Raw genomic sequence first — 21,545 nt, forward strand, 5'->3', positions numbered from 1 at the left:
GGTATAGTGCCGCCCCTCTTCGCGTGAGCGGTCGTCGGTAGCGAGGCCACAACCCATGCGAAACCCGAACTAATAACAAACCCGCGATATGAAACCGGGACGAACTTCGACCCGCCTGTTGTGCCATGCGCCAACTGGTGTAACTCAATGTGTCTGCCCGGCAGCATTTGCCTACACAAAAAACAGCGAGGAATAATCCATGCTCGAAGTCATTAACGACTTCCTCTCAGGGAAAGTACTGATCGTGCTCATTGTCGGGCTCGGTAGCTACTTCACGATCCGCTCGCGTTTCGTTCAATTGCGTCACTTCTTCCATATGTTCGCGGTGTTCCGCGACAGCCTCAAAAGCAGCGCCGGGCAACTCAGTTCATTCCAGGCCCTGATGCTCAGCCTCGCCGGCCGCGTCGGTGCGGGCAACATCGCCGGTGTCGGTATCGCCGTGACCCTCGGCGGGCCCGGTGCGGTGTTCTGGATGTGGGTCACCGCGCTGGTCGGCATGTCCAGCAGCTTCTTCGAATGCTCCCTGGCCCAAGTCTACAAGCGCGCCGATGGCGACGGCCTGTACCGAGGTGGCCCGGCCTACTACATCCAGCACGGTCTGAAGCTGAAAGGCATGGCGGTGGTGTTCTCCATCCTGCTGCTGGTCACCTACGGCTTCGCCTTCATTGGCCTGCAGTCCTACACCGTGACCCACTCGCTGCAGAACGCCTTTGCCTTCGACCCACGCCACACCGGTATCGTCCTGGCGGTGCTCCTGGCCATCACCTTCATCGGCGGCATCAAGCGCATCGCCTCGGTGTCCGACCTGCTGGTACCGGTCAAGACCCTGGCCTATATCGGCGTGACCCTATACGTGATCGGTACCCAGATCGAACATGTGCCAGCCATGCTGGAAACCATCTTCAAGAGCGCCTTCGGCCTCGACCCGGCCTTCGGCGGCCTGCTCGGCAGCGCCATCGTCATGGGCGTGAAGCGTGGAGTGTTCGCCAACGAAGCGGGCCTGGGCAGTGCGCCGAACGTGGCCGCAGTGGCCGCCGTGAAGCACCCGGGCGCCCAAGGAGTGGTCCAGGCCTTCAGCGTGTTCCTCGACACCTTCGTTATCTGCACCTGCACCGCGCTGCTGATCCTTCTGTCGGGCTTCTACACCCCGGGCTTCGAGGGTGACGGCATCGTCCTTACCCAGAACTCGCTAGCCGCCGTGGTCGGTGACTGGGGCCGCATGTTCGTCAGCGTCGCTCTGTCGCTGTTCGTCTTCACCTGTATCCTCTACAACTACTACCTGGGCGAGAATAGCTTGCAGTTTCTCAGCCGCAACCGCGCCCTGCTGATGGTTTTCCGCGGCCTGGTGCTGGCGCTGGTGGTATGGGGTTCGATGCAGGACCTTTCGACCGTGTTCGCCTTCGCCGACATCACCATGACCTGCCTGGCCTTCGTCAACCTGGTGGCCCTGGCGATGCTGTTCAAGGTGGGCCTGCGCGTGATGCGTGACTACGATGACCAGCGCGCCGCCGGCATCACGACCCCGGTGTTCGATTCGAGCAAGTTCCCGGATCTGGATCTGGACTTGAAAGCCTGGCCGGCCAACCCGCCGGCCGCCGCCAAGGCTGAAGCTCAGCCGCAAGGCGTACCCGCAGCGCAACGCTGATCGGTTAAAGTGCGCCATCCCCTGTGGGAGCGAGCCTACTCGCGAAAGCGGTGTATCAGTCGACATCAATGTTGAATGATTAACCGCATTCGCGAGCAGGCTCGCCCCCACAAGGGAAGTCATTGTTCTCGGAGAACCTCCATGAATTCCTCGACCTACCCTGCCGCCCAGCACGTCATGGTGCTCTACACCGGTGGCACCATCGGCATGCAAGCCAGCGCCAATGGCCTGGCCCCGGCGTCCGGTTTCGAAGCGCGTATGCGCGACTACCTGCACAGCCAGCCTGATCTGGTGGTGCCGCAGTGGCGTTTCCGCGAAATGACACCGCTGATCGACAGCGCCAACATGACCCCGATGTACTGGCAGCAACTGCGTGAAGCAGTCGTCGACGCCGTCGACGTTCAGGGCTGCGACAGCGTGCTGATCCTGCATGGCACCGACACCCTGGCCTACAGCGCCGCCGCCATGAGCTTTCAACTGCTCGGGCTGCATGCCCGCGTGTGCTTCACCGGCTCGATGCTGCCGGCAGGCGTGACCGACAGCGATGCCTGGGAAAACCTCGGCGGCGCGCTGGCTGCCTTGGGCCAGGGCCTGGCACCGGGCGTGCATCTGTACTTCCACGGCGAACGGCTGGACCCGACCCGCTGCGCGAAGGTCCGCAGTTTCGGACGGCATCCGTTCAAGCGCCTGGAGCGTCAGGGCGGTGGCGTGAAGGCCGCCTCTTTGCCTGCTGCGCTGAACTACAACCAGAGCAAACAACTGGCGAATGTCGCGGTGCTGCCGCTGTTCCCCGGCATCCGCGCCGAGATCCTGGATGGCCTGCTCGACAGCGGTATTCAGGGGCTGGTGCTGGAGTGCTATGGCAGCGGCACCGGGCCGAGTGATAACCCGCAATTCCTTGCCAGCCTGGAACGGGCGCGGGACAAGGGCGTGGTGGTGGTTGCCGTGACCCAATGCCATGAAGGTGGTGTGGAGTTGGATGTGTACGAGGCCGGTAGCCGGTTGCGCGGCGTGGGCGTGTTGTCCGGTGGCGGCATGACGCGTGAGGCGGCGTTCGGCAAGCTGCATGGGCTGTTGGGGGCCGGACTCGAAATCACCGAGGTTCGGCGATTGATCGAACTCGACCTCTGCGGCGAACTCATCTGAACCTGTAGGAGCCGGCTTGCTGGCGATTTGGGCGACGCGGTGTATCAGGTACACCGCGTTATCGTTCTTCGCCAGCAAGCCGACTCCTACAAGGGCGTCGGCATGTAACTTGCTGTGTTCCAGCCATCCCAAGGCTGGAAGTCCCCATGCTCCACTCCCACCTCACCACCCTCAACGCCGTTTCCCTGGTGCTCAACGCGTTCAAGGACAAAGGCCTGTCCAGTGAAGCCTTGTTGGCTGGCAGTGGCATCAGCACGGCGGATCTCAACCGGGCCGACACACGCATCACCACCAACCAGGAAATGCAGGTATGTGCCAATGCCGTTGCGCTCAAGCGCGATATCGGCCTGGAGCTGGGGCGGCGCATGCACGTTTCCTGCTACGGCATTCTCGGTTACGCGTTGCTCACCTGTGCCACCTTCGGTGACGCGTTACGCCTGGCAATGCGTTATCCGGCGCTGCTGGGAACACTTTTCGAGCTGAGCCTGGAGGACGACGGCGAGCGCATCTGGTTCGTCGCCGCCGATTACCGGGAGAGCCCGGCACTGGCGGTGTTCAATGCCGAGTTCTGTCTGGTCTCGCTGAAAGTCATCTGCGACGACCTGCTGGGGCATCCGCTGCCGCTGCTGGCCGCACGCTTCGAGCATGCCGCCCCTGATTATCAGGCGACCTATGCCGAGCACTTCGACTGCCCGCTGCATTTCGGCGCGCAGGACAACGCATTCGCCTTCGACAAGCGCTGGCTCGATCAACCCCTGCCACTGGCCGATGTCATCACCCATCAGGCCACGGCCGAACGCTGTCGCAAGCAGAACACTGAATTCACCGGACGCCAGGCATGGCTGGGGCGGATTCGTCAGTTGCTCAGCGCGCAATTGAATGCCGCACCCGGGCTGGAGGGCCTGGCCGAGCAGATGAACTGCTCGGCGCGCACCCTGCGCCGCCACCTCAAGGACCTGGGTTGCAGCTATCAGGAGTTACTCGACGAACTGCGCTTTGAGCAGGCCAAGCAGATGCTTTGTGAGGATCAACTGCCGATCTACCGGATTGCCGAAGCGCTGGGCTTCAGCGAAACCGCGAGTTTCCGCCATGCGTTCGTGCGCTGGAGCGGTGTGGCGCCGAGCCAGTTCCGCCCGTAGCACGCGCCCATCCTTGTGGGAGCAAAGCTTGCTCGCGATGCGGGCACCGCGGTGTTTCTGTTAAAACGCGGCGATGCCATCGCGAGCAAGCTTTGCTCCCACAGGGGGCGAATTTCGGTCAAATGTTTTGGCCATATCGATCCCCTTTTGGCCTTTCCTGCCGTTCTCCAAAACCGTCTGCGCCGCAAGACTGTGTTCAAACCGAATCAGCCTGCGGAGAACAAGAAATGCTGACGATTTACTCAGATGATCACCACCTGCACCACGGCCGTTGCGAATTGATCGACGGGCAACTCAAGCCTTGCTTCGAAATGCCGTCCCGCGCCGACCACGTACTGGCACGGGTGCAACACCAGGAACTGGGTCCGGTAGAAGGTCCGAAGGATTTCGGCCTCGACCCGATTGCGCGCATTCACAGCCGCGACTACCTCGAGTTCTTCAAGGGCGCCTGGGCCCGCTGGACCGAGTTCAACACCGACGGTGACTTGCTGCCTTACACATGGCCAGCCCGCACCTTGCGCCGCATCAAGCCCACCAGCCTGCATGGTGAACTCGGTTATTACAGCTTCGACGGCGGCGCGCCGATTACCGCCGGCACCTGGCAGGCGGCGTACAGCGCGGCGCAGGTGGCGTTGACCGCGCAAGCGGAAATCCAGCGTGGCGCCCGCAGTGCCTTCGCCCTGTGCCGTCCACCGGGACACCATGCCGCCGGCGATTTGATGGGGGGTTACTGCTACCTCAACAACGCCGCCATCGCCGCCCAGGCGTTCCTCGATCAAGGCCACAAAAAGGTCGCGATACTCGACGTCGACTACCATCACGGCAACGGCACGCAGTCGATTTTCTACGAGCGCAGTGATGTGCTGTTCACCTCGATCCACGGTCACCCGGAAGCCGAGTTCCCGTTCTTCCTCGGCTATGAAGACGAGTTGGGCGAAGGCGCCGGCGAAGGCTTCAATTTCAACTATCCGTTGGCCGCAGGCTCAGGCTGGGACATCTGGAGTGCAGCGCTGGAACAGGCCTGCAAAGAGATCGAAAGCTACGGAGCCGACATCATCGTCGTGTCCCTGGGCGTCGACACCTTCAAGGACGATCCGATCTCGCAATTCAAACTCGACAGCCCGGATTACCTGGCCATGGGCAAGCGCATTGCGGCCCTCGGCAAACCGACGCTGTTCGTGATGGAAGGCGGTTACGCGGTTGAAGAAATCGGCATCAATGCCGTGAACGTTCTCGAAGGTTTTGAAAGCGCCCAGGGGAAATAACAACAATGAACAGACTCAAGCGTTTTATCGCGCCAGCGCTTTGCGCGACCGTGCTTAGTGGCGCCGTCCATGCCGAAGAGCGAACCTTGCGCGTCTACAACTGGTTCGACTACATCACCCCCAAGGCCCTGGAAGACTTCAAGGCACAAAACACCCAGACCAAACTGGTCTACGACATTTTCGACACCAACGAAGCCCTCGAAGCCAAGCTGCTGACCGGCAACTCCGGCTACGACGTGGTAGTGCCATCCAACGTGTTCCTGGCCAAGCAGATCGAAGCCGGGGTGTTCCAGCCGTTGGACCGCAGCAAGTTGCCAAACTGGAATCACCTCGACCCCAAGCTGATGAAGCTGATCGAGGCCAACGACCCGGGTAACAAATTCGCCGTGCCCTACATGTACGGCACCATCCTGATCGGTTTCAACCCGGACAAGGTCAAAGCCGCGCTGGGTGCCGATGCTCCGGTGGATAGCTGGGATCTGATCTTCAAGGAAGAGAACATCAGCAAGCTCAAGCAGTGCGGCGTCGCCCTGCTCGACTCGCCGTCGGAGATCCTGCCACTGGCCTTGCAACACCTTGGCCTGGACCCCAACAGCAAGAAGCCTGCGGACTACGACAAGGCAGAAGCGCTGTTGATGAAGATCCGCCCGCACGTCACCTACTTCCACTCCTCCAAGTACATGGCTGACATCGCCAACGGCGATATCTGCGTTGCGGTCGGCTATTCCGGCAGCTTCTCCCAGGCCGCCAACCGCGCCAAGGAAGCCAAGAATGGTGTGGTCGTCGACATGCGCCTGCCCAAGGAAGGCGCGCCGATCTGGTTCGATATGCTCTCGATTCCAAAAGGCGCGAAGAACCCGGAAGACGCCTACACCTTCATCAACTATTTGCTGCAACCGCAAGTGATTGCGCCGGTCAGTGACTTCGTTGGCTATCCGAACCCGAACAAGGATGCGACAGAGCTGGTCGACCCGGCGATCCGCAACAACCCGAACCTGTACCCGACCGAAACGGCGATGGGCACGCTCTATACCCTGCAACCACTGCCGCGGGATGCCGAACGCGCGCGGACCCGGGCCTGGACCAAGATCAAGTCCGGGACTTGAAGCTGCCACCCCTGTAGGAGCGAGCTCGCTCCTAAAATTCAAGACCCGCATTCGCGGGTCTTTTTTTGTCCGCAATATTTATCTACCGCCTCGCGCGATGCCCCGCTTTCTACCTTGCCCTGATCCGGCGTGCCTTTCGTGCGCCCACTGTCAGACAAGGATTTGCCCATGCCTGAAACTTCTTCGCCCAGCGCCGTCGATGTGCTGACCCAATTGGTGACCGGCCCTTCATTGCAGGATGTCGCTTCGAAGGTACTGCGCCCGGCGCTCAAAACCCTGTACCCCAGCCTGGACCTCGATCCACAACTGTCCATCCTGGTGACCCCCACCTGGCAAGTCGAAAATGAACGTGTCATCCCCGGCCCGAGTCAATACGAATCACTCACCGATGTATTGGTGCGCCTTGGTCTGTCCGGCACCCACGTGACCTGGATGGATGGCGAACACTTCCTGACCCTGCACCCGGAAATCGAAAGGCCGGTTCAACTGCCGGTGAAAGTCGATACGCTCGGAACCCTGATCAATGAACTCGCGCCACTGCTGTTCGTGGCCTATCGGGAACAACAGATCGACTACTGGAACGAGTCCATCCCTCCCGCTCAGCCGCGCTGGTATCAGTTATCTGACGCCTTGCGCAGCCTGTGGAACCTCAACGATTCGGTTGACCTGGACGCAGATCAACGAGCCATGGCCCTCGCTGTATTCACCTCCCCCGACAAATTGCAGCGACATCCCACCGACCCATACAAGACCCGAGCCTGCCTGATCGATGTCGATCAAGGCGATGGTGCAGACCGTAAACACCTCAATGTGCTCGACATGGCCGTGCTGATGGGATCCCTGGCAGAACGTACTCTGATCGTCACCTATTCGCTGAGCAGGGGTTTCCAGAGTTTCGACTCGCTTGACGCCTTGGGCCTGGCACTGGGGGACGCCTATGCAAAAAACGCTGGCCAGGGGACGTTGAACTGGCGGCTTTACGAACCCGAGGGCAACTTCTTCGACCAACAAGCCTGCACGCTCATCGCGTTGGAAGCGGACGTCATCGGTTCGATCAGTTTTTTCCCGTCCTCGGCCGAAACAGACTTCTACCCATACGTTGGAACGGTCGGCAATCCCTCAGAACCCCCTCCTCGACTGCAATCCCGATTCGATAGCTTGCGCCCCTTGCTGCCACCCTGGCTGGACAAGGCAACCGCCGCCGACCAGACCTGCTACAGCCGACACTTGCTGGATCTGGTGGTGATACAGCATCAAAACGCCGGGAAGACATTTCAGGGCGAAGTCCCCGATATCCACGCATTCGCGCTGGACGCACTTGCTAAACAGATACTCAAAGACCACCCACAAGCGGGCGACGTGAAGGCCGACAACATCGAGATCAGCATCACCAACCTGGTGGTCTGGGGCACCTTCGTGTTACCGGGCAATACTGAAACCCTGACGCTATCGCTCACCGAGCTCGCGCTGCAGAACCTCTCGGGACTGCCGTTGGGCAACAAGACGGTGTGCTATCAGGACGGCACCCCGGTGCCCGACTGGATGAGTGTGAGTTACATGGAAAAGCTGGTGAACACCGTCGATATCGGTGCGACCTATCCGGCGATGCTGAAACAAAAACTGGTCGACGACGCAACCCGGGCCCTCGAACTGCAACAGCTCTACACCCGTCAACTCTCCGTGGAACTGCCGTTGCTGGCACTGCAACACAAGATACGCGGCGAAGCGCAACTGGATGAGCAAGGCTACCGCTATGTCATCGCAGCGATCGCCGCTCACGCAACGCATCGACAGGTAGATGGGCAAGACATCGAAATTCGCCCGCTGGCGTTTACCCGCAAGAACACCACGCCCGACGAGGTCGTCAACATGTTCGTCATCGGCCCACGCCAGGCAGACAAAGGCCCTTGCCTGCTCTATCGACCGTTACTCGACCCGCCATTGATTCAATTCCCCAGCCCAACCAATTTGCTGTATGCGATCAAACATTCCCGGGCAATCAGGGAGTCGGTATTGGCCTGGTTACCAGACGGAGTCCGCTTCAACTACTCCCAGTACGTCTTTCCTGCAAAACTGCCTTCGGTATGGACAGTGCCGCAATTGCTGGTCGATCCAACGGCCGCAATCGACCTGTCCGGGGCTGTCTCGCTCGGGACACGGGTGATCGATAAGGACGTGATGGCAACGCTGTTCAAGGCCAATGTGCAAGCCATGATCACCCAGGCAGATCGCCAATCGGTGTCCAATGCCGAGGCGCGCTGGGCGTCTCTCAAACAGGGTGGCTGGATGATTTTCAACGCGGCGTTGCCGTTTCTGGGACGGAGCGTGGGCACTGCGGCCTGGATCTGGCAAATCATGGAAGACTTGCAGGAGTTGAGTGACAGCGCCAACAAGGATCCTGCCAGCATCGACTGGACGGCACTGGCTGACATCCTGCTGGCCCTGGGCATGGTGCTCGCCCACCGGGCGGCCACCGGCAACAGACCGCCACGGGAATCGAAAACGCCGTCCGAACGCCCACGCCCGCTACCCGCAAAGCCAGTCCCTCAGGAGATCAAGGTGCTGCAATTGCCGGATATCAGCGGCACATTGCTTCCTGCGGCCCATGAAACTTCACTCAATGCCATCGGCGCCCTGAACCGTTCGCGTCCAGGACTTGGTTCGCATCTCGACAGTCTTCAAATCCGTAAACCGGAAGGGCTTGGTAATCCGCAAAGTACAGGCCCACACCGGCACCTCTATGCTCACGGGCAAAAATGGTACGCGACGGTGGGAGAGCGCTGGTTCGAAGTGATGCTCAATGACGAAGAACAGGTACAGATCATCGACACGCGTCAGCAATCCCCGCGCACCGGACCGCTACTGACTCACAACGCCAGCGGCCAGTGGTTTATCGACCTGCGATTGCGTTTGCGGGGTGGCGGCCTGCGCAACCGGCGAAAAAAACTGCAACAGGAAAACCGGGCACAGCTGACTCAGAAGAAAGCGGCGCTCGCTGCCTTCGACACCACGTTGCAGGTCAAGCGGACACAGCTCAAAGATGCCCGCAAAGCCATGCTCGAAGCCTCCCCCGAAGACCGCGCCAGTGCACGCCAGACATTCCTCGATACGCTGGATCAGCAGGTTCAGGATTATGGCGTCCACATTCAGGAACTCAAGGCGCTGAACACACTGGAGCCTGTGCCCAATTACCGCACCGCGATGCTCGACCGGTTGTCGTTGCAGCTGTTCCTGATGCAATCCTGGCTAGACGAACAATCGTCGGAATTTCGCAACAGCCTGACCACGACCCTGGCATTGCTCGATGAAGAATCGCCAGCGCAGCCCGCCGAGCGTGCCGGGCCTTTTGAAAGAATGACCGATCTGACCCAGGGCATGATCGACAAGGTCGAACTCGCCCGTACGCGCTTCGAGGAGCTCGGCTTGCTCGGCAGGGAGGCTGTCGAAGTCAGTCGCGTCTACAAGGCAAAGCTCCCGCCCTTTGCGCTCGATGACCTCAAACTGCTGCAAATCACTTTGGGTCAGGAGTTATGTCTCAAGGCAGGCCCTGCAGAAACCCTGGCGGATGCCCGACTCGCCCTGGTAAATCTGGTCGAGGATGCCGCCTTGAATATCCAGAGCGCCCTGGACCTGAGCACTGACGAAAGCCTGAATGATCTGGGTGAGCGGATTGAGACGATGAGCAACCTGGCGGAACAGTTCACGGTCATTGACCAGCGTTTTCTTGATCTCGTCAGCGAATATCCCGAGCACATCGTGACAGAGCGTGTTGAGCAGGTACGCGTCCGTATTGCCGGGTTCTACAAGGACACAGTTAACCAGTTGGCGAATTTGCTACGTGAGCAGCGACTTGTCGAACCGCTGCCCGGCCCGTCCAGACCGTCGGCGCCCCCGACCAGAAAGATTATCAAGACACGGTACAAGGGCACGCTCGTTGGCGAAGCAAGAAAGGACACCAAGGGGCAACAAACCGATCTGGTCGATGTGAAATCGCCGCTGACCGGCAAGGTCATCGCAACATTTCACGAAAAAACGCCAGGGGTCTGGCTTGAAAGAGTCACCCGCCAAGAACCTCCCACCCAGGCAAAACCTGATCTGGCCAAAAGCATTGAAACCGGCCAGGGACTGCTCGATGGTGTGGCAGCTTTCCAGAGGCGCACTGAGGCCCACGTCAGCCGTGCACCCCGTATTCCGATCGAGATTGAAGAGATCTACCACCTGCATGCCGCACGTCTGCGCGAAGCCATGGATGCAATTGATAGCGCGTTGACCGCCAGCAACCTTACCGACGAGGGTGCGGCCAGCCTCTTGTGCAAAGATCTGGAAACAGCAGCAGCCGCGCTTTATAAGAAAGGCAGCAGCACCCGCATACATTTGATCAAGCAGCAGCCGCCGACAGCGGCCCGAATCGAATGGCTCAAGGGCAAAGGTGAAGTCGTCATCTCGAAAACCGCTGCACGACGGCGACTCAAGGGGCCGACCAAGGACTATCTGGACGAGTACGAAGTGCTCGACCACAAAACCCGCAAGGTGCTGTGGTATGCCCATTTTCACTACGCTAATGTCACCGATCCGGCAGACTCATTCACAGCCGCACATTTGAAGACAGTCGAACAACGACGATTGGGTGGATCATTCGATTTTCGCGACAAGAGCAATCAGGAACTCGTTGCCATTTATCGCAGTGAAATCAGCCGTACGCTGGCCGCGCCGCTGTTCTTTACGTAAACCGCGGGGCGCTCACACCTGCCAGACTTCCCGCAAGCGTGCCAGTGCCAGCTCGATCGCCGGCTCTGGCACCGCGGCGAAACCCAGCACCAGCCCGGCACGCTGATCGATTGGAACTGTCGAGTCCGGCAGCCAGTAACTGCTCAGGCCGTTGATTTCAACGTCCACCTGGGCAGCTTGCTCGATCAATTGTTGCTCGCGGGCCTGACTGTCCACCGCAACTGTCAGGTGCAATCCGGCCGAGACCGCAGGCAAGCTGCCGACGCCGACCACCCCCTGCGGCCAGCCACTGAGCAGCGTATTGCGACGGCTGAGGGCGGCCCGGCGCATCCGCCGGATGTGCCGCTGAAAGTGCCCGGCGGCCATGAACTCGGCCATGACCGCCTGGGTGCTCACTTCTGAATGCCGGACATCCACCGCCCGACGTTGCGAAAATGCGTCCACCAGCCCCGGCGGCAATACCAGATAACCCAGGCGCAATGCCGGAAAAGCGACTTTGCCGAAAGTGCCGACATACAGCACCCGCCCCTGTTGATCGAGTGCCGCCAACGGTGCCAGGGGCGCGCCGGTGTAACGATACTCGCCGTCGTAGTCGTCCTCGACGATCCAACCCTGGGTACGTCCGGCCCAGGCCAACAGTTCCAGGCGTCGGGCCAGGCTCATGACCACCCCGGTCGGATATTGATGCGACGGTGTGACGTAGGCCACGCGGCAATCACCGCAAGCGGCCAGCGCCGCGCAGTCCATGCCTTCTGCATCTACCGGCACCCCATGCAAACGCCCGCCAGCAACAGCAAACGCGTGCCCGGCAGCACGATATCCGGGATTTTCGACGCCTACGCCATCGCCTGGCTCCACCAGTAACTGTGCACAAAGGCTAATCCCCTGCTGCGCACCACTGGTGATCACAATTTGTTCAGCCGAGCACTGCATGCCCCGTGAGCTGCGCAAATAAGCAGCAATCAGACTGCGTAAACGCGCATCGCCGGCAGGGTCGCCGTAGCACAGTTGCTGTAAATCCGGTTTGCGCCAGAAAGCCGCATTCAGCTTGGCCCAGACGTCAAAGGGAAACAGGTCGAAAGCCGGAACGCCTACTCGAAAAGCCCTCGGCGGCCCACTCGGCGGGCGGGGCAAATGGTTGTTTTCCAACCGCTGCAGCGCACCGCTGTGGATAACTTTACTGGATGAAACACCAGGTAAGTCAGCCGATTTTGTGGATAAGGTTGTGGGTAAGCCTGTTGAAAAGCCTGTGGATACTTTTGTGGATAATTTTTTTGCCTGAGGTAACTGCGCTACATAAGTGCCATCGCCGACCCGCCCTTCAATGAAGCCTTCGGCATAGAGCTGATCGTAGGCTCGCACCACACTATTGCGGGAGATCGTCAGCGCCGCCGCCAGATCCCGGCTGGCTGGCAAACGTGTGCCGCTGGCAAGTCGCCCATCGAGTACGCGCATGCGTAATGCTTGATAAAGCTGGCGGCTCAAGCCTTTGCGGCGGTCGAGCTCGATACCGGCCGGGTTGAATGGCATCGACAGAGTGGGCGAATCCGACATGACAATGGACCTATGAAATTGGTCGTCAATGGCTCTTACAACAGACCAATAGCCTGCCTACGATGGAGGCATTCGCCAAGGAAAATCTCGCCATGTACACGCCCCGCGCTTTTGCCATCGATGAGTTGTCCCAGTTGCACGAACTGATCCTCGCCACCCGTCTCGCCATCTTGGTCACCCACGGCGAACACGGTTTGCAAGCCAGCCATGTGCCCGTGCTGCTTCATCGCGAACAAGGTCCGAACGGCACGCTGTACGGGCATCTGGCCAAGGCCAATCCGCAGTGGAAAGACCTGCGCGACGGCGCCGAAGCCCTGCTGATTTTTTCCGGTGCCGATGCCTACGTCAGCCCGGGCTTTTACCCGAGCAAAGCCGAGCACGGCAAAGTCGTCCCGACCTGGAACTACGTCGCGGTACACGCCTATGGCCGTGCCGAAACATTCAGCGATGGCGGACGGCTGCTCGACATCGTCAGTACCCTGACCGATCGCCATGAGAGCGGCCGTGCCCAGCCCTGGAAGGTCGCCGATGCCCCCGCCGACTACATCGACGGCATGCTCAAGGCCATCGTCGGTTTTGCCGTGCCAATCGAACGCCTGGAGGGCAAGCGCAAGCTCAGCCAGAACCGCAGTACCGCCGACATTGCTGGCGTGCGCGAGGGGCTGGCCGCCAGCACCGATGCGCAAGACCAGGCCCTCGCCCAATTGATGCGTTAAGGAATGAACATGAGTCAGATCGATATTCGCCCGGTCAGCGCCGACGACCACGCCGCCTGGCTGCCGCTGTGGCAGGCTTACCTGCGCTTCTACAACACCGAACTGCCCGAGGCTGTGACGGACAGTACCTGGCAGCGCATGCTCGACCCGCACGAGCCGACTCACGCCGCGCTGGCCTGGGCCGACGGCAATGCAGTGGGCATGGTGCATTTCATCTACCATCGTTCGAACTGGGCCATCGAAAATTCCTGCTACCTGCAAGACCTGCTGGTGGCGCCCGAAACCCGCGGCAACGGCGTCGGCCGCAAGCTGATCGAATTCGTCTACAGCACCGCCAAGGCTGACGGTTGCAACAAGGTCTACTGGCTGACCCACGAAACCAACGCCACCGCGATCCAGCTCTACGAGCGCATCGCCGAACGTCCCGGTTTCATCCAGTTTCGCAAGGCCATCTAAGGTTCAAGGAGAACAACATGTCGACTTCACTCGCGGACTGGAAAGGTGTTCCGGCGCCAACGGTTCAAACCCTCGAAGGGCGTTTCATCCGCCTGGAAAAACTCGACCCGGCGCGCCATGGCGACGGCTTGTTCAAAGCCTTGCAAGGCCCCGGTGCCGACCCGAAGCTCTGGGATTACTTGCCATACGGCCCGTTTCCGGAACGCAGTGCCTTCAATGACTGGCTGAACAACCACGCCGCCAACAGCGACCCCTACTTCTTCAGCGTGATCGACCGCGTCACTGGTGACGTGCAAGGCATCCTCAGCCTGATGTCCATCGTCCCGGCCCAGGGCCGCATCGAAATCGGCCACGTCACCTTCGGCGCCCCGATGCAGCGCTCACCGAAAAGTACCGAGGCGATTTACCTGCTGGCCAAGGAATCCTTCGCCCTCGGCTACCGTCGCCTGGAATGGAAGTGCAACAACGGCAACGCCCGTTCCAAATACGCGGCTGAACGTCTGGGCTTCAGTTTCGAAGGCGTGTTCCGCCAGCACATGGTGGTCAAGGGCCAGAACCGGGATACGGCGTGGTATTCGATTCTGGATTCGGAATGGCCGGCGATTGGTGCGGGGTTTGAGAAGTGGTTGAGTGATGAGAACCAGACGGGTTCGGGGCAGGTGAAAACGCTGGCGGAGTGCCGTAGCTGATCAGCAGCGCCTGGACGTACGCTTTCGCGGGCAAGCCTCGCTCCCACAGGTTTTTTGGTGTTCACACAATCTGTGCTTCCCCCGAAACCTTGTGAGCGAGCCAGCTCGCGAAGCGGTATTCCATTCACCAACTGCATCGGCTGACACTCCGTCATCGCGAGCAGGCTCGCTCCCACATGGGTTCGGCGTTTTTTCGGAGCAAAAAAAAGGGGAGCACATGCCCCCCCGAGGTTTAAAGCGTTGTATCGAGGCTGTTATCTCAGCCTTCGATCTCGATCAGGATTTCGCCCGGATTCACCCGGTCGCCCTTGGCTACGTGGATGGCGGTGACCTTACCGGCGATGGCGGCCTGGACTTCGGTTTCCATCTTCATCGCTTCGGTGATCAGCACGGCCTGGCCCGCCTTGACGGTATCGCCTTCCTTGACCAGCACATCGACGATGTTGCCCGGCATGGTGGTACTGACGTGGCCTGGTGCAGTCGCCTGCTTGCGCTTGCTGCTGCCACCGCTGACGAATTCATTGAGCGGTTCGAACACCACTTCTTCCGGCATGCCGTCGATGGACAGGTAGAAGTGGCGCTTGCCTTCAGACTTGACGCCGACACCGGTGATGTCGACGCGGTAGGTTTCGCCGTGAACGTCGATGACGAACTCGGTCGGCACGCCTTCGCCGCCTGCCGAGGCGACACCGCCGGCTTCAGGAATCGGCAACAACACTTCCGGTGTCAGAGTGCCCGCAGCGCGTTCTTCGAGGAATTTGCGACCGATGTCCGGGAACATGGCGTAGGTCAGCACATCCTCTTCAGATTTGGCCAAGGCACCCACGTCGGCGCGCAGCTTGGCCATTTCCGGCTTGAGCAGGTCGGCCGGACGGACGTCGATCACTTCTTCGCTGCCAATGGCCTGGCGACGCAGCTGCTCGTTCACAGTACCCGGCGCCTTGCCGTAGCCGCCTTGCAGGTACAGCTTCACTTCGTTGGTGATGGTCTTGTAGCGCTCGCCGGCCAGCACGTTGAAGAACGCCTGGGTACCGACGATCTGCGAGGTCGGGGTCACCAGCGGCGGGAAGCCAAGGTCTTCGCGAACGCGAGGGATTTCGGCCAGCACTTCGCCCATGCGGTTCAGAGCGCCCTGCTCCTTGAGCTGGTTGGCCAGGTTGGAAATCATGCCGCCCGGAACCTGGTTGACCTGTACGCGGGTGTCGACTGCGGTGAACTCGCTTTCGAACTGGTGGTACTTCTTGCGCACGGCGTAGAAGTACAGGCCGATTTCCTGCAGCAGTTCCAGGTTCAGGCCGGTGTCGAACTCGGTGCCTTTAAGGGCCGCGACCATCGACTCGGTGCCTGGGTGGCTGGTGCCCGATGCGAAGCTGGAGATGGCGGTGTCGATGTGGTCGGCACCGTTTTCGATGGCCTTGAGTTGGCACATCGCGGCCAGACCAGCGGTGTCGTGGGAGTGGATAAACACGGGCAGCGACTGCTCGGCTTTCAATGCCCGGACCAGTTCGCCAGTGGCGTACGGGGTCAGCAGACCGGCCATGTCCTTGATCGCCACCGAGTCGCAACCCATGGCTTCCATTTGCTTGGCCTGGGCCACGAATGCATCAATGGTGTGCACCGGGCTGGTGGTGTAGGCGATGGTGCCTTGAGCGTGCTTGCCCGCCGCTTTCACCGCTTCGATGGCCACGCGCAGGTTACGCACGTCGTTCATGGCGTCGAAAATGCGGAACACGTCGATACCGTTGACGGCAGCCTTGGCGACGAAAGCCTTGACCACGTCGTCGCTGTAATGGCGGTAGCCCAGCAGGTTCTGGCCGCGCAGCAGCATTTGCAGACGGGTATTAGGCAGCGCAGCGCGCAGTTGGCGCAGACGCTCCCACGGGTCTTCTTTCAGGAAGCGTACGCAGGCGTCGAACGTCGCGCCGCCCCAGCACTCCAGCGACCAGTAGCCGACTTTGTCGAGCTTGTCGCAGATCGGCAGCATGTCTTCGGTGCGCATGCGGGTCGCGAGCAGCGATTGGTGGGCGTCGCGCAGGATGGTGTCGGTTACATGAATCTTCTTGCTCATTGTTCTATTCCTCACAGGCCTGCGTGGGCGGCGATGGCGGCGGCGATGGCCAGGGCCAGCTCTTCGGGTTTGCGCTTGATCGAGTAGTTGGTCAGTTCAGGGTGGCTTTCAACGAAGCTGGTGTTGAACTGGCCGCTACGGAATTCCGGGTTGCGCAGGATTTCCTGATAGTAGGCGGCGGTGGTCTTGACCCCTTGCAGACGCATGTCATCCAGGGCTCGCAAACCACGGTCCATCGCCTCTTCCCAGGTCAGCGCCCACACCACCAGTTTCAGGCACATGGAATCGTAGAACGGCGGAATGGTGTAACCGGTGTAGATCGCCGTGTCGGTACGTACGCCGGGACCGCCGGGTGCGTAGTAACGGGTGATCTTGCCGAAGCTCGGCAGAAAGTTGTTTTTCGGGTCTTCGGCGTTGATCCGGAATTGCAGCGCGAAACCGCGGTGCTGGATGTCTTCCTGTTTCACCGAGAGCGGCAAACCGGAGGCGATGCGGATCTGCTCGCGGACAATGTCGATGCCGGTGATTTCTTCGGTGATGGTGTGTTCCACCTGCACCCGGGTGTTCATCTCCATGAAGTACACCTCGCCCTCGGCGAGCAGGAACTCCACGGTGCCGGCGTTCTCGTAACCCACGGCTTTGGCCGCTCGCACCGACAGGTCGCCGATGTAGGCGCGCTGTTCCGGGGTCAGCTGCGGGCTCGGGGCAATCTCGATCAGCTTCTGGTTACGGCGCTGGATCGAGCAGTCACGCTCGAACAGGTGCACCACGTTGCCAAAGCTGTCGCCAAGAATCTGCGCTTCGATGTGCTTGGGATTGACGATGCATTTTTCCAGGAACACTTCCGCGGAACCGAAGGCCTTGGTGGCTTCGGAGATCACCCGCGGGAAAGCCTGTTCAAGTTCTTCACGGCTGTTGCAGCGACGAATGCCGCGACCGCCGCCACCGGAAGTGGCTTTGAGCATCACCGGGTAACCGATGCGATCGCCTTCGGTCAGGGCTTCTTCGATGCCCGAGACGTTGCCTTCGGTGCCTGGAGTAACCGGTACGCCCGCCTTGATCATGCTGCGGCGCGCTTCGGTCTTGTCGCCCATGCGGCGAATGACTTCAGCCGATGGACCGATGAATTTGATACCGCGCTCGGCGCAGATGTCCGCCAGCTCCGCGTTTTCCGAGAGGAAACCATAACCGGGGTGCAAGGCATCACAACCGGTTTCCACCGCCAGGTTCACCAGCTTGCGCGGGTTCAGGTAACCGGCCAGTGGTTCGGCACCAATGCTGTGGGCCTCGTCCGCACGCTTCACGTGCAGGGCATGACGGTCGGCGTCGGAATAGATCGCGACCGAGCGAATGCCCATTTCGGCGCAGGCACGTACGATTCGTACGGCAATCTCACCACGGTTGGCGATCAGGATCTTTGTTATCACTTGGAAATTCCCTTGAGCCGGTGGTACCCACGACCTGCTAGACCAGGTCGACGCGTGACCAAATGTTTCAATTTGGTCGCAGAGCCACACTAGCGCCCGCAAGGGATTAACAAAAATGAATAATAATTGGGTCACGCATAAGTAAAGACTTATAGTTGTCGCATCAGCCTGTGGCGAGAGTGCTCATAAAATGCGTAAGTCATTGATGCGTATGACATTGCGTCAACTGCAGATCTTCAATGAAGTCTGTGATTTGAGGTCCTACAGCCGTGCAGCCGACGAAATGTCGCTGACACAACCGGCCGTCAGCCTACAGATTCGTCAACTGGAAGAGCTGATTGGCCAACCCTTGTTCGACTACGTCGGCAAAAAACTCTACATGACGGAAGCGGCCGAAGCACTGCAACGCGCCAGCCGGGATATTTTCGGACGCCTGGAAAACCTCGACATGCAGCTTTCCGACATGCAGGGCTCACTTCAGGGCCAGTTGAAACTGGCGGTGGAGTCCAGTGCCAAGTACTTCGTCCCCCACCTGTTTGCCGCGTTCAAGCGCCAGCATCCGGAAGTGAACCTGCAACTGACGGTGGTCAATCGCGGGCAGGTGATTCGGCGCCTCTCCGACAACCGGGATGACCTGGTGATCATGTCCATGGTGCCGCAAGACATGGGCCTGGAGTTCCTGCCATTCCTCAACAACCCGATTGTCGCCGTCGCGCCACCCGATCATCCGCTGTGCCATATGGGACCGCTGCGTCTGCAGGACCTTGAGCCCTACACGCTACTGCTGCGTGAACCCGGCTCCGGTACGCGCCTGGCTTGCGAAGAGTATTTCAAGGAGAAGCGGGTGCACTTCAACCAGACTCAGGAAGTGTCGTCAGCCGAAGCCCAGCGCGAATGTGTGCTGGCGGGCCTGGGCGTTGCGCTGTTGACGCGCCACGCCCTGAACCTGGAGCTGGCGACCGGCGGGCTGATCGAGTTGCCGGTCGAAGAACTGCCGCTGTACCGCAGCTGGTGCCTGGTGCAGGCCAAGGCTAAACGGCTGTCACCGGTGGCTCACGCATTCCTTGCGTTTGTGCGCAGCGAGCGGGTGCAGATCAGCGGGCTGGTTGAGCGTTTCGACGGGAAGTCGTCGAGGCTGCCTGCCAGTAATTGAGTTCGAACTCTTCTGGAAAATCGCCGATTTCGGCAAGAAGCTGGCGGCGTTCGCAGCGATCTTCGATAGCGCGGCGAAATTCCATACGGCGCTGGTCTTCCTGCTGACGACGGGTTCTGACGGCGCTGTTGCGTTCTTCGTAGGGCTGGGCCATTTCGAGTCTCCCAAGGCGAGTACGGGAGCTTCAAGATAGGCGCGAGGGATGACGGTTTGGCGGCTCGGGGGTTACAGGCTGATGAATGTTGCGATGAATTGAATGATGCCTTCGCGAGCAGGCTCGCTCCTACAGTTGGTCGAGATTTCCTGTGGGAACGAGCCTGCTCGCGATTCAGGTCGGAACGACCTGAGGACGACGTCAGTCGTCCAGCGCTTTCACCGACTTGGGCGATAACCGCAAGCTGCGAAGGCTGCGCTTCACACTCTTGAGGTGATTGACCAGGCTCGGCCCACGCGCCATGGCGACGCCCATCGCCAGTACATCGATCACCACCAGGTGGGCGATCCGCGAGGTCAGCGGCGTATAGATTTCGGTGTCCTCATGCACGTCGATCGCCAGGTTGACGGTAGACAACTCGGCCAACGGCGTCTGACTTGGGCACAGGGTAATCAACGAAGCGCCGCTTTCACGCACCAGGTTGGCGGTAATCAACAGATCCTTGGAGCGCCCGGACTGGGAAATGCAGATCGCCACATCGGTCGGCTTCAGGGTCACCGCCGACATCGCCTGCATGTGCGGGTCGGAATACGCCGCCGCGGTCAGCAGCAAACGGAAGAACTTATGCTGCGCATCCGCTGCTACCGCGCCTGAGGCCCCGAAACCGTAGAACTCCACGCGCTGGGCCTGGGACATCAATGTTACCGCGCGCTGCAACTCCACCGGATCGAGCTTCTCGCGAACCTCCATCAGGGTGTGCAGGGTGGTGTCGAAAATTTTCAGGCTGTAGTCGGCGACCGAATCATCTTCATGGATCGCGAACTGCCCGAAACTTGCGCCTGCCGCCAGACTCTGGGCCAGCTTCAACTTCAGGTCCTGGAACCCGGAACAACCGATGGCGCGGCAAAAACGCACGATGGTCGGTTCGCTGATACCGACGCTATGGGCCAGGTCGGCCATGGAGCTGTGCATCACGGCCGCGGGGTCAAGCAGCACGTGATCGGCGACCTTGAGCTCCGACTTGCGTAACAGGTGACGAGACTGGGCGATGTGTTGCAGCAGATTCAAAGGGATGGACTCTTTGTTATTGGCAGGTGCCGGGGATGTAGCACGCTTGTAGTTATACTACAAGAATCGGCTTTTTGCCTGCTCAATGCGTAACCAGATCCCTCGATTTCAGGTGCCCGCACCTCATGTAGCTCTCGTGCCGAGGCACCATCCCACCATCACTCCTCTGTTTCAAAGCGCTCAGAGCCTCACAGATATCCACTAACTCTCCAAGCATAACTATTCTATTTACTTCTACTTGAACATACAGCCTTACAAACTAACACTCAAAATATTATCCGCACCTTATATGAGATGGATATATTGACCCAGCACGAAGCGACACTCACTAATTACAGGAGTTACATGCTATGACCATCAAAACAAAAAACTGGACCGCGCAAATCGACCGAATGCCGGGCAATCCTTCCTTTTGCGTGAATGGCACCGTTACCGTTGCCCATACCGGCATCACCCCAAAACTTGAATACATGAAACTTCAGGACAAGTCCTTCAATGTACGCCTGGAGCTTAAACTTGAAACCTCCAGCGAGGCTTCATTGCAAGTTGAAACCGATAAGTGTGTTGAATACAAAGTCATGGGGGACGCCAATGTTCCCAGCGTCAGCATTTTCTACAATGGCGAGCTTCTTCACCGCATCGATAAAGTTCTGATTACACATTAAGAACAACATCAGCTTCAAACTTCCCGCCAACCTTCAATACGGTCGGCGAGACGATCTGTTGACCCATACATCATTCTCACAGCAGGCCTGCCAGCCCATGCGTTAGGCGCATAATATGATCATCACATTAAAGTTACGGAAACGTTTCTTAACCTTTCCGCGCTACTTAAGCGCAGATAGATTGATCCGGCAGGAAGCATCAATAATTAATTAAAGGTTTTGTACATCATGAGCATCACAACCAAAGACTGGACAGCACAAATCGCTACACGGGAACCTAACGCGTATTTACGCGTCACTGGAGCGATATCCGGCCCAAGAGTAAAATTGGTGCGAAGCCTAAGGCAAGTCAGCAATTATGATCTTCGTCTTGATCTTGAAATTGACCTTTTAAACGAAGATACGCTGCATATCGTAAGTGACTTGCCAATTGAATATAAAGCCATGGGTAACCATAACATTACAGGCGTTAGCATATTCCATGAAGGAAATCTAATTCACCACATCAATAAAATTCTGATCACATACTAAAAACCATGTGCCTTGTGACTTCCCGTCAGGCTCCA

The 21,545-nt window shown here is 59.3% G+C and carries 17 protein-coding genes; 12 read left to right on the forward strand and 5 right to left on the reverse strand.

The features are described 5' to 3' along the window. The first annotated feature begins 199 nt into the window (after positions 1-199). The 6 genes from LAB08_RS29865 to LAB08_RS29890 all read left to right on the forward strand — a co-directional run bounded on the left by LAB08_RS29865 (position 200) and on the right by LAB08_RS29890 (position 11,029). Complete coding sequence (locus LAB08_RS29865; protein WP_096514180.1) at positions 200-1,645, forward strand: alanine/glycine:cation symporter family protein; 1,446 nt, start codon at positions 200-202, stop codon at positions 1,643-1,645. A gap of 141 nt (positions 1,646-1,786) precedes the next feature. Then, complete coding sequence (locus LAB08_RS29870; RefSeq protein ID WP_096514179.1) at positions 1,787-2,791, forward strand: asparaginase; 1,005 nt, start codon at positions 1,787-1,789, stop codon at positions 2,789-2,791. Between the two features lie 146 nt (positions 2,792-2,937). Continuing rightward, the gene (locus tag LAB08_RS29875; protein WP_096514178.1) at positions 2,938-3,930 is read left to right on the forward strand and encodes an AraC family transcriptional regulator; all 993 of its coding nucleotides are present in this window, start codon (positions 2,938-2,940) and stop codon (positions 3,928-3,930) included. A gap of 227 nt (positions 3,931-4,157) precedes the next feature. Then, positions 4,158-5,195, forward strand: a complete 1,038-nt coding sequence (locus LAB08_RS29880; RefSeq protein ID WP_096514177.1) for a histone deacetylase family protein — start codon at positions 4,158-4,160, stop codon at positions 5,193-5,195. Between the two features lie 5 nt (positions 5,196-5,200). Beyond that, positions 5,201-6,301, forward strand: a complete 1,101-nt coding sequence (locus tag LAB08_RS29885) for a polyamine ABC transporter substrate-binding protein (RefSeq protein ID WP_096514176.1) — start codon at positions 5,201-5,203, stop codon at positions 6,299-6,301. A gap of 168 nt (positions 6,302-6,469) precedes the next feature. Next, the gene (locus LAB08_RS29890; RefSeq protein ID WP_096514175.1) at positions 6,470-11,029 is read left to right on the forward strand and encodes a dermonecrotic toxin domain-containing protein; all 4,560 of its coding nucleotides are present in this window, start codon (positions 6,470-6,472) and stop codon (positions 11,027-11,029) included. Between the two features lie 12 nt (positions 11,030-11,041). Here the strand turns inward: LAB08_RS29890 and pdxR are convergent, their stop codons facing one another. Further along, positions 11,042-12,583, reverse strand: coding sequence for a MocR-like pyridoxine biosynthesis transcription factor PdxR (gene pdxR, locus LAB08_RS29895; RefSeq protein WP_096514174.1), 1,542 nt, complete (start codon positions 12,581-12,583; stop codon positions 11,042-11,044). A 92-nt stretch (positions 12,584-12,675) separates the two neighbouring features. Here pdxR and LAB08_RS29900 point away from each other — a divergent pair, with 92 nt between their 5' ends. Genes LAB08_RS29900 through LAB08_RS29910 form a run of 3 tightly spaced genes read left to right on the forward strand, consistent with a single transcriptional unit; the run spans position 12,676 to position 14,444 of the window. Further along, entirely contained in the window at positions 12,676-13,299 is a 624-nt protein-coding gene (locus LAB08_RS29900) for an FMN-binding negative transcriptional regulator (RefSeq protein ID WP_096514173.1), read from the forward strand. A gap of 9 nt (positions 13,300-13,308) precedes the next feature. Continuing rightward, positions 13,309-13,755: a GNAT family N-acetyltransferase gene (locus LAB08_RS29905; protein ID WP_096514172.1), complete on the forward strand. Its 447-nt coding sequence runs from the start codon at positions 13,309-13,311 to the stop codon at positions 13,753-13,755. A gap of 17 nt (positions 13,756-13,772) precedes the next feature. Further along, positions 13,773-14,444: a GNAT family N-acetyltransferase gene (locus LAB08_RS29910; protein ID WP_096514171.1), complete on the forward strand. Its 672-nt coding sequence runs from the start codon at positions 13,773-13,775 to the stop codon at positions 14,442-14,444. 259 nt (positions 14,445-14,703) lie between these two features. On the opposite strand, the gene oadA is transcribed toward LAB08_RS29910, so the two are convergent. Together oadA and LAB08_RS29920 are read right to left on the reverse strand one after the other, a co-directional pair. Further along, positions 14,704-16,512 carry a sodium-extruding oxaloacetate decarboxylase subunit alpha gene (gene oadA / locus LAB08_RS29915; RefSeq protein WP_096514170.1) on the reverse strand — a complete coding sequence of 603 codons (1,809 nt, stop codon included), beginning with the start codon at positions 16,510-16,512 and terminating at the stop codon, positions 14,704-14,706. A gap of 11 nt (positions 16,513-16,523) precedes the next feature. Then, complete coding sequence (locus tag LAB08_RS29920; RefSeq protein ID WP_096514169.1) at positions 16,524-17,939, reverse strand: acetyl-CoA carboxylase biotin carboxylase subunit; 1,416 nt, start codon at positions 17,937-17,939, stop codon at positions 16,524-16,526. A 190-nt stretch (positions 17,940-18,129) separates the two neighbouring features. Here LAB08_RS29920 and LAB08_RS29925 point away from each other — a divergent pair, with 190 nt between their 5' ends. Further along, positions 18,130-19,092 (forward strand): LysR family transcriptional regulator, encoded by a 963-nt coding sequence (locus LAB08_RS29925; RefSeq protein ID WP_096514168.1) that lies wholly within the window; start codon positions 18,130-18,132, stop codon positions 19,090-19,092. On the opposite strand, the gene LAB08_RS29930 is transcribed toward LAB08_RS29925, so the two are convergent. After that, positions 19,034-19,246, reverse strand: coding sequence for a PA3496 family putative envelope integrity protein (locus tag LAB08_RS29930; protein WP_096514167.1), 213 nt, complete (start codon positions 19,244-19,246; stop codon positions 19,034-19,036). The genes LAB08_RS29925 and LAB08_RS29930 overlap by 59 nt on opposite strands. A gap of 201 nt (positions 19,247-19,447) precedes the next feature. Next, the gene (gene hexR / locus LAB08_RS29935; protein WP_007927594.1) at positions 19,448-20,314 is read right to left on the reverse strand and encodes a transcriptional regulator HexR; all 867 of its coding nucleotides are present in this window, start codon (positions 20,312-20,314) and stop codon (positions 19,448-19,450) included. A 350-nt stretch (positions 20,315-20,664) separates the two neighbouring features. On the opposite strand from hexR, the gene LAB08_RS29940 reads away from it, so the two are divergent. Continuing rightward, positions 20,665-20,979, forward strand: coding sequence for a hypothetical protein (locus tag LAB08_RS29940; protein WP_096514166.1), 315 nt, complete (start codon positions 20,665-20,667; stop codon positions 20,977-20,979). Positions 20,980-21,207: 228 nt separating this feature from the next. Then, complete coding sequence (locus LAB08_RS29945) at positions 21,208-21,510, forward strand: hypothetical protein (protein ID WP_096514165.1); 303 nt, start codon at positions 21,208-21,210, stop codon at positions 21,508-21,510. Positions 21,511-21,545 lie beyond the last annotated feature (35 nt).

The organism is Pseudomonas izuensis, from assembly GCF_002356535.2.
Classification (GTDB): Bacteria; Pseudomonadota; Gammaproteobacteria; order Pseudomonadales; family Pseudomonadaceae; genus Aquipseudomonas; species Aquipseudomonas izuensis.

Bases quoted from the DNA above. Each gene is read 5' to 3' on its own strand.
- LAB08_RS29905 (WP_096514172.1), top strand. From the start codon at position 13,309: ATGAGTCAGATCGATATTCGCCCGGTCAGCGCCGACGACCACGCCGCC.
- LAB08_RS29880 (WP_096514177.1), top strand. From the start codon at position 4,158: ATGCTGACGATTTACTCAGATGATCACCACCTGCACCACGGCCGTTGC.
- LAB08_RS29885 (WP_096514176.1), top strand. From the start codon at position 5,201: ATGAACAGACTCAAGCGTTTTATCGCGCCAGCGCTTTGCGCGACCGTG.
- LAB08_RS29945 (WP_096514165.1), top strand. From the start codon at position 21,208: ATGAGCATCACAACCAAAGACTGGACAGCACAAATCGCTACACGGGAA.
- LAB08_RS29930 (WP_096514167.1), bottom strand. From the start codon at position 19,246: ATGGCCCAGCCCTACGAAGAACGCAACAGCGCCGTCAGAACCCGTCGT.
- LAB08_RS29925 (WP_096514168.1), top strand. From the start codon at position 18,130: ATGCGTAAGTCATTGATGCGTATGACATTGCGTCAACTGCAGATCTTC.
- oadA (WP_096514170.1), bottom strand. From the start codon at position 16,512: ATGAGCAAGAAGATTCATGTAACCGACACCATCCTGCGCGACGCCCAC.
- LAB08_RS29865 (WP_096514180.1), top strand. From the start codon at position 200: ATGCTCGAAGTCATTAACGACTTCCTCTCAGGGAAAGTACTGATCGTG.
- pdxR (WP_096514174.1), bottom strand. From the start codon at position 12,583: ATGTCGGATTCGCCCACTCTGTCGATGCCATTCAACCCGGCCGGTATC.
- LAB08_RS29875 (WP_096514178.1), top strand. From the start codon at position 2,938: ATGCTCCACTCCCACCTCACCACCCTCAACGCCGTTTCCCTGGTGCTC.
- LAB08_RS29870 (WP_096514179.1), top strand. From the start codon at position 1,787: ATGAATTCCTCGACCTACCCTGCCGCCCAGCACGTCATGGTGCTCTAC.
- LAB08_RS29900 (WP_096514173.1), top strand. From the start codon at position 12,676: ATGTACACGCCCCGCGCTTTTGCCATCGATGAGTTGTCCCAGTTGCAC.
- LAB08_RS29910 (WP_096514171.1), top strand. From the start codon at position 13,773: ATGTCGACTTCACTCGCGGACTGGAAAGGTGTTCCGGCGCCAACGGTT.
- LAB08_RS29940 (WP_096514166.1), top strand. From the start codon at position 20,665: ATGACCATCAAAACAAAAAACTGGACCGCGCAAATCGACCGAATGCCG.
- LAB08_RS29890 (WP_096514175.1), top strand. From the start codon at position 6,470: ATGCCTGAAACTTCTTCGCCCAGCGCCGTCGATGTGCTGACCCAATTG.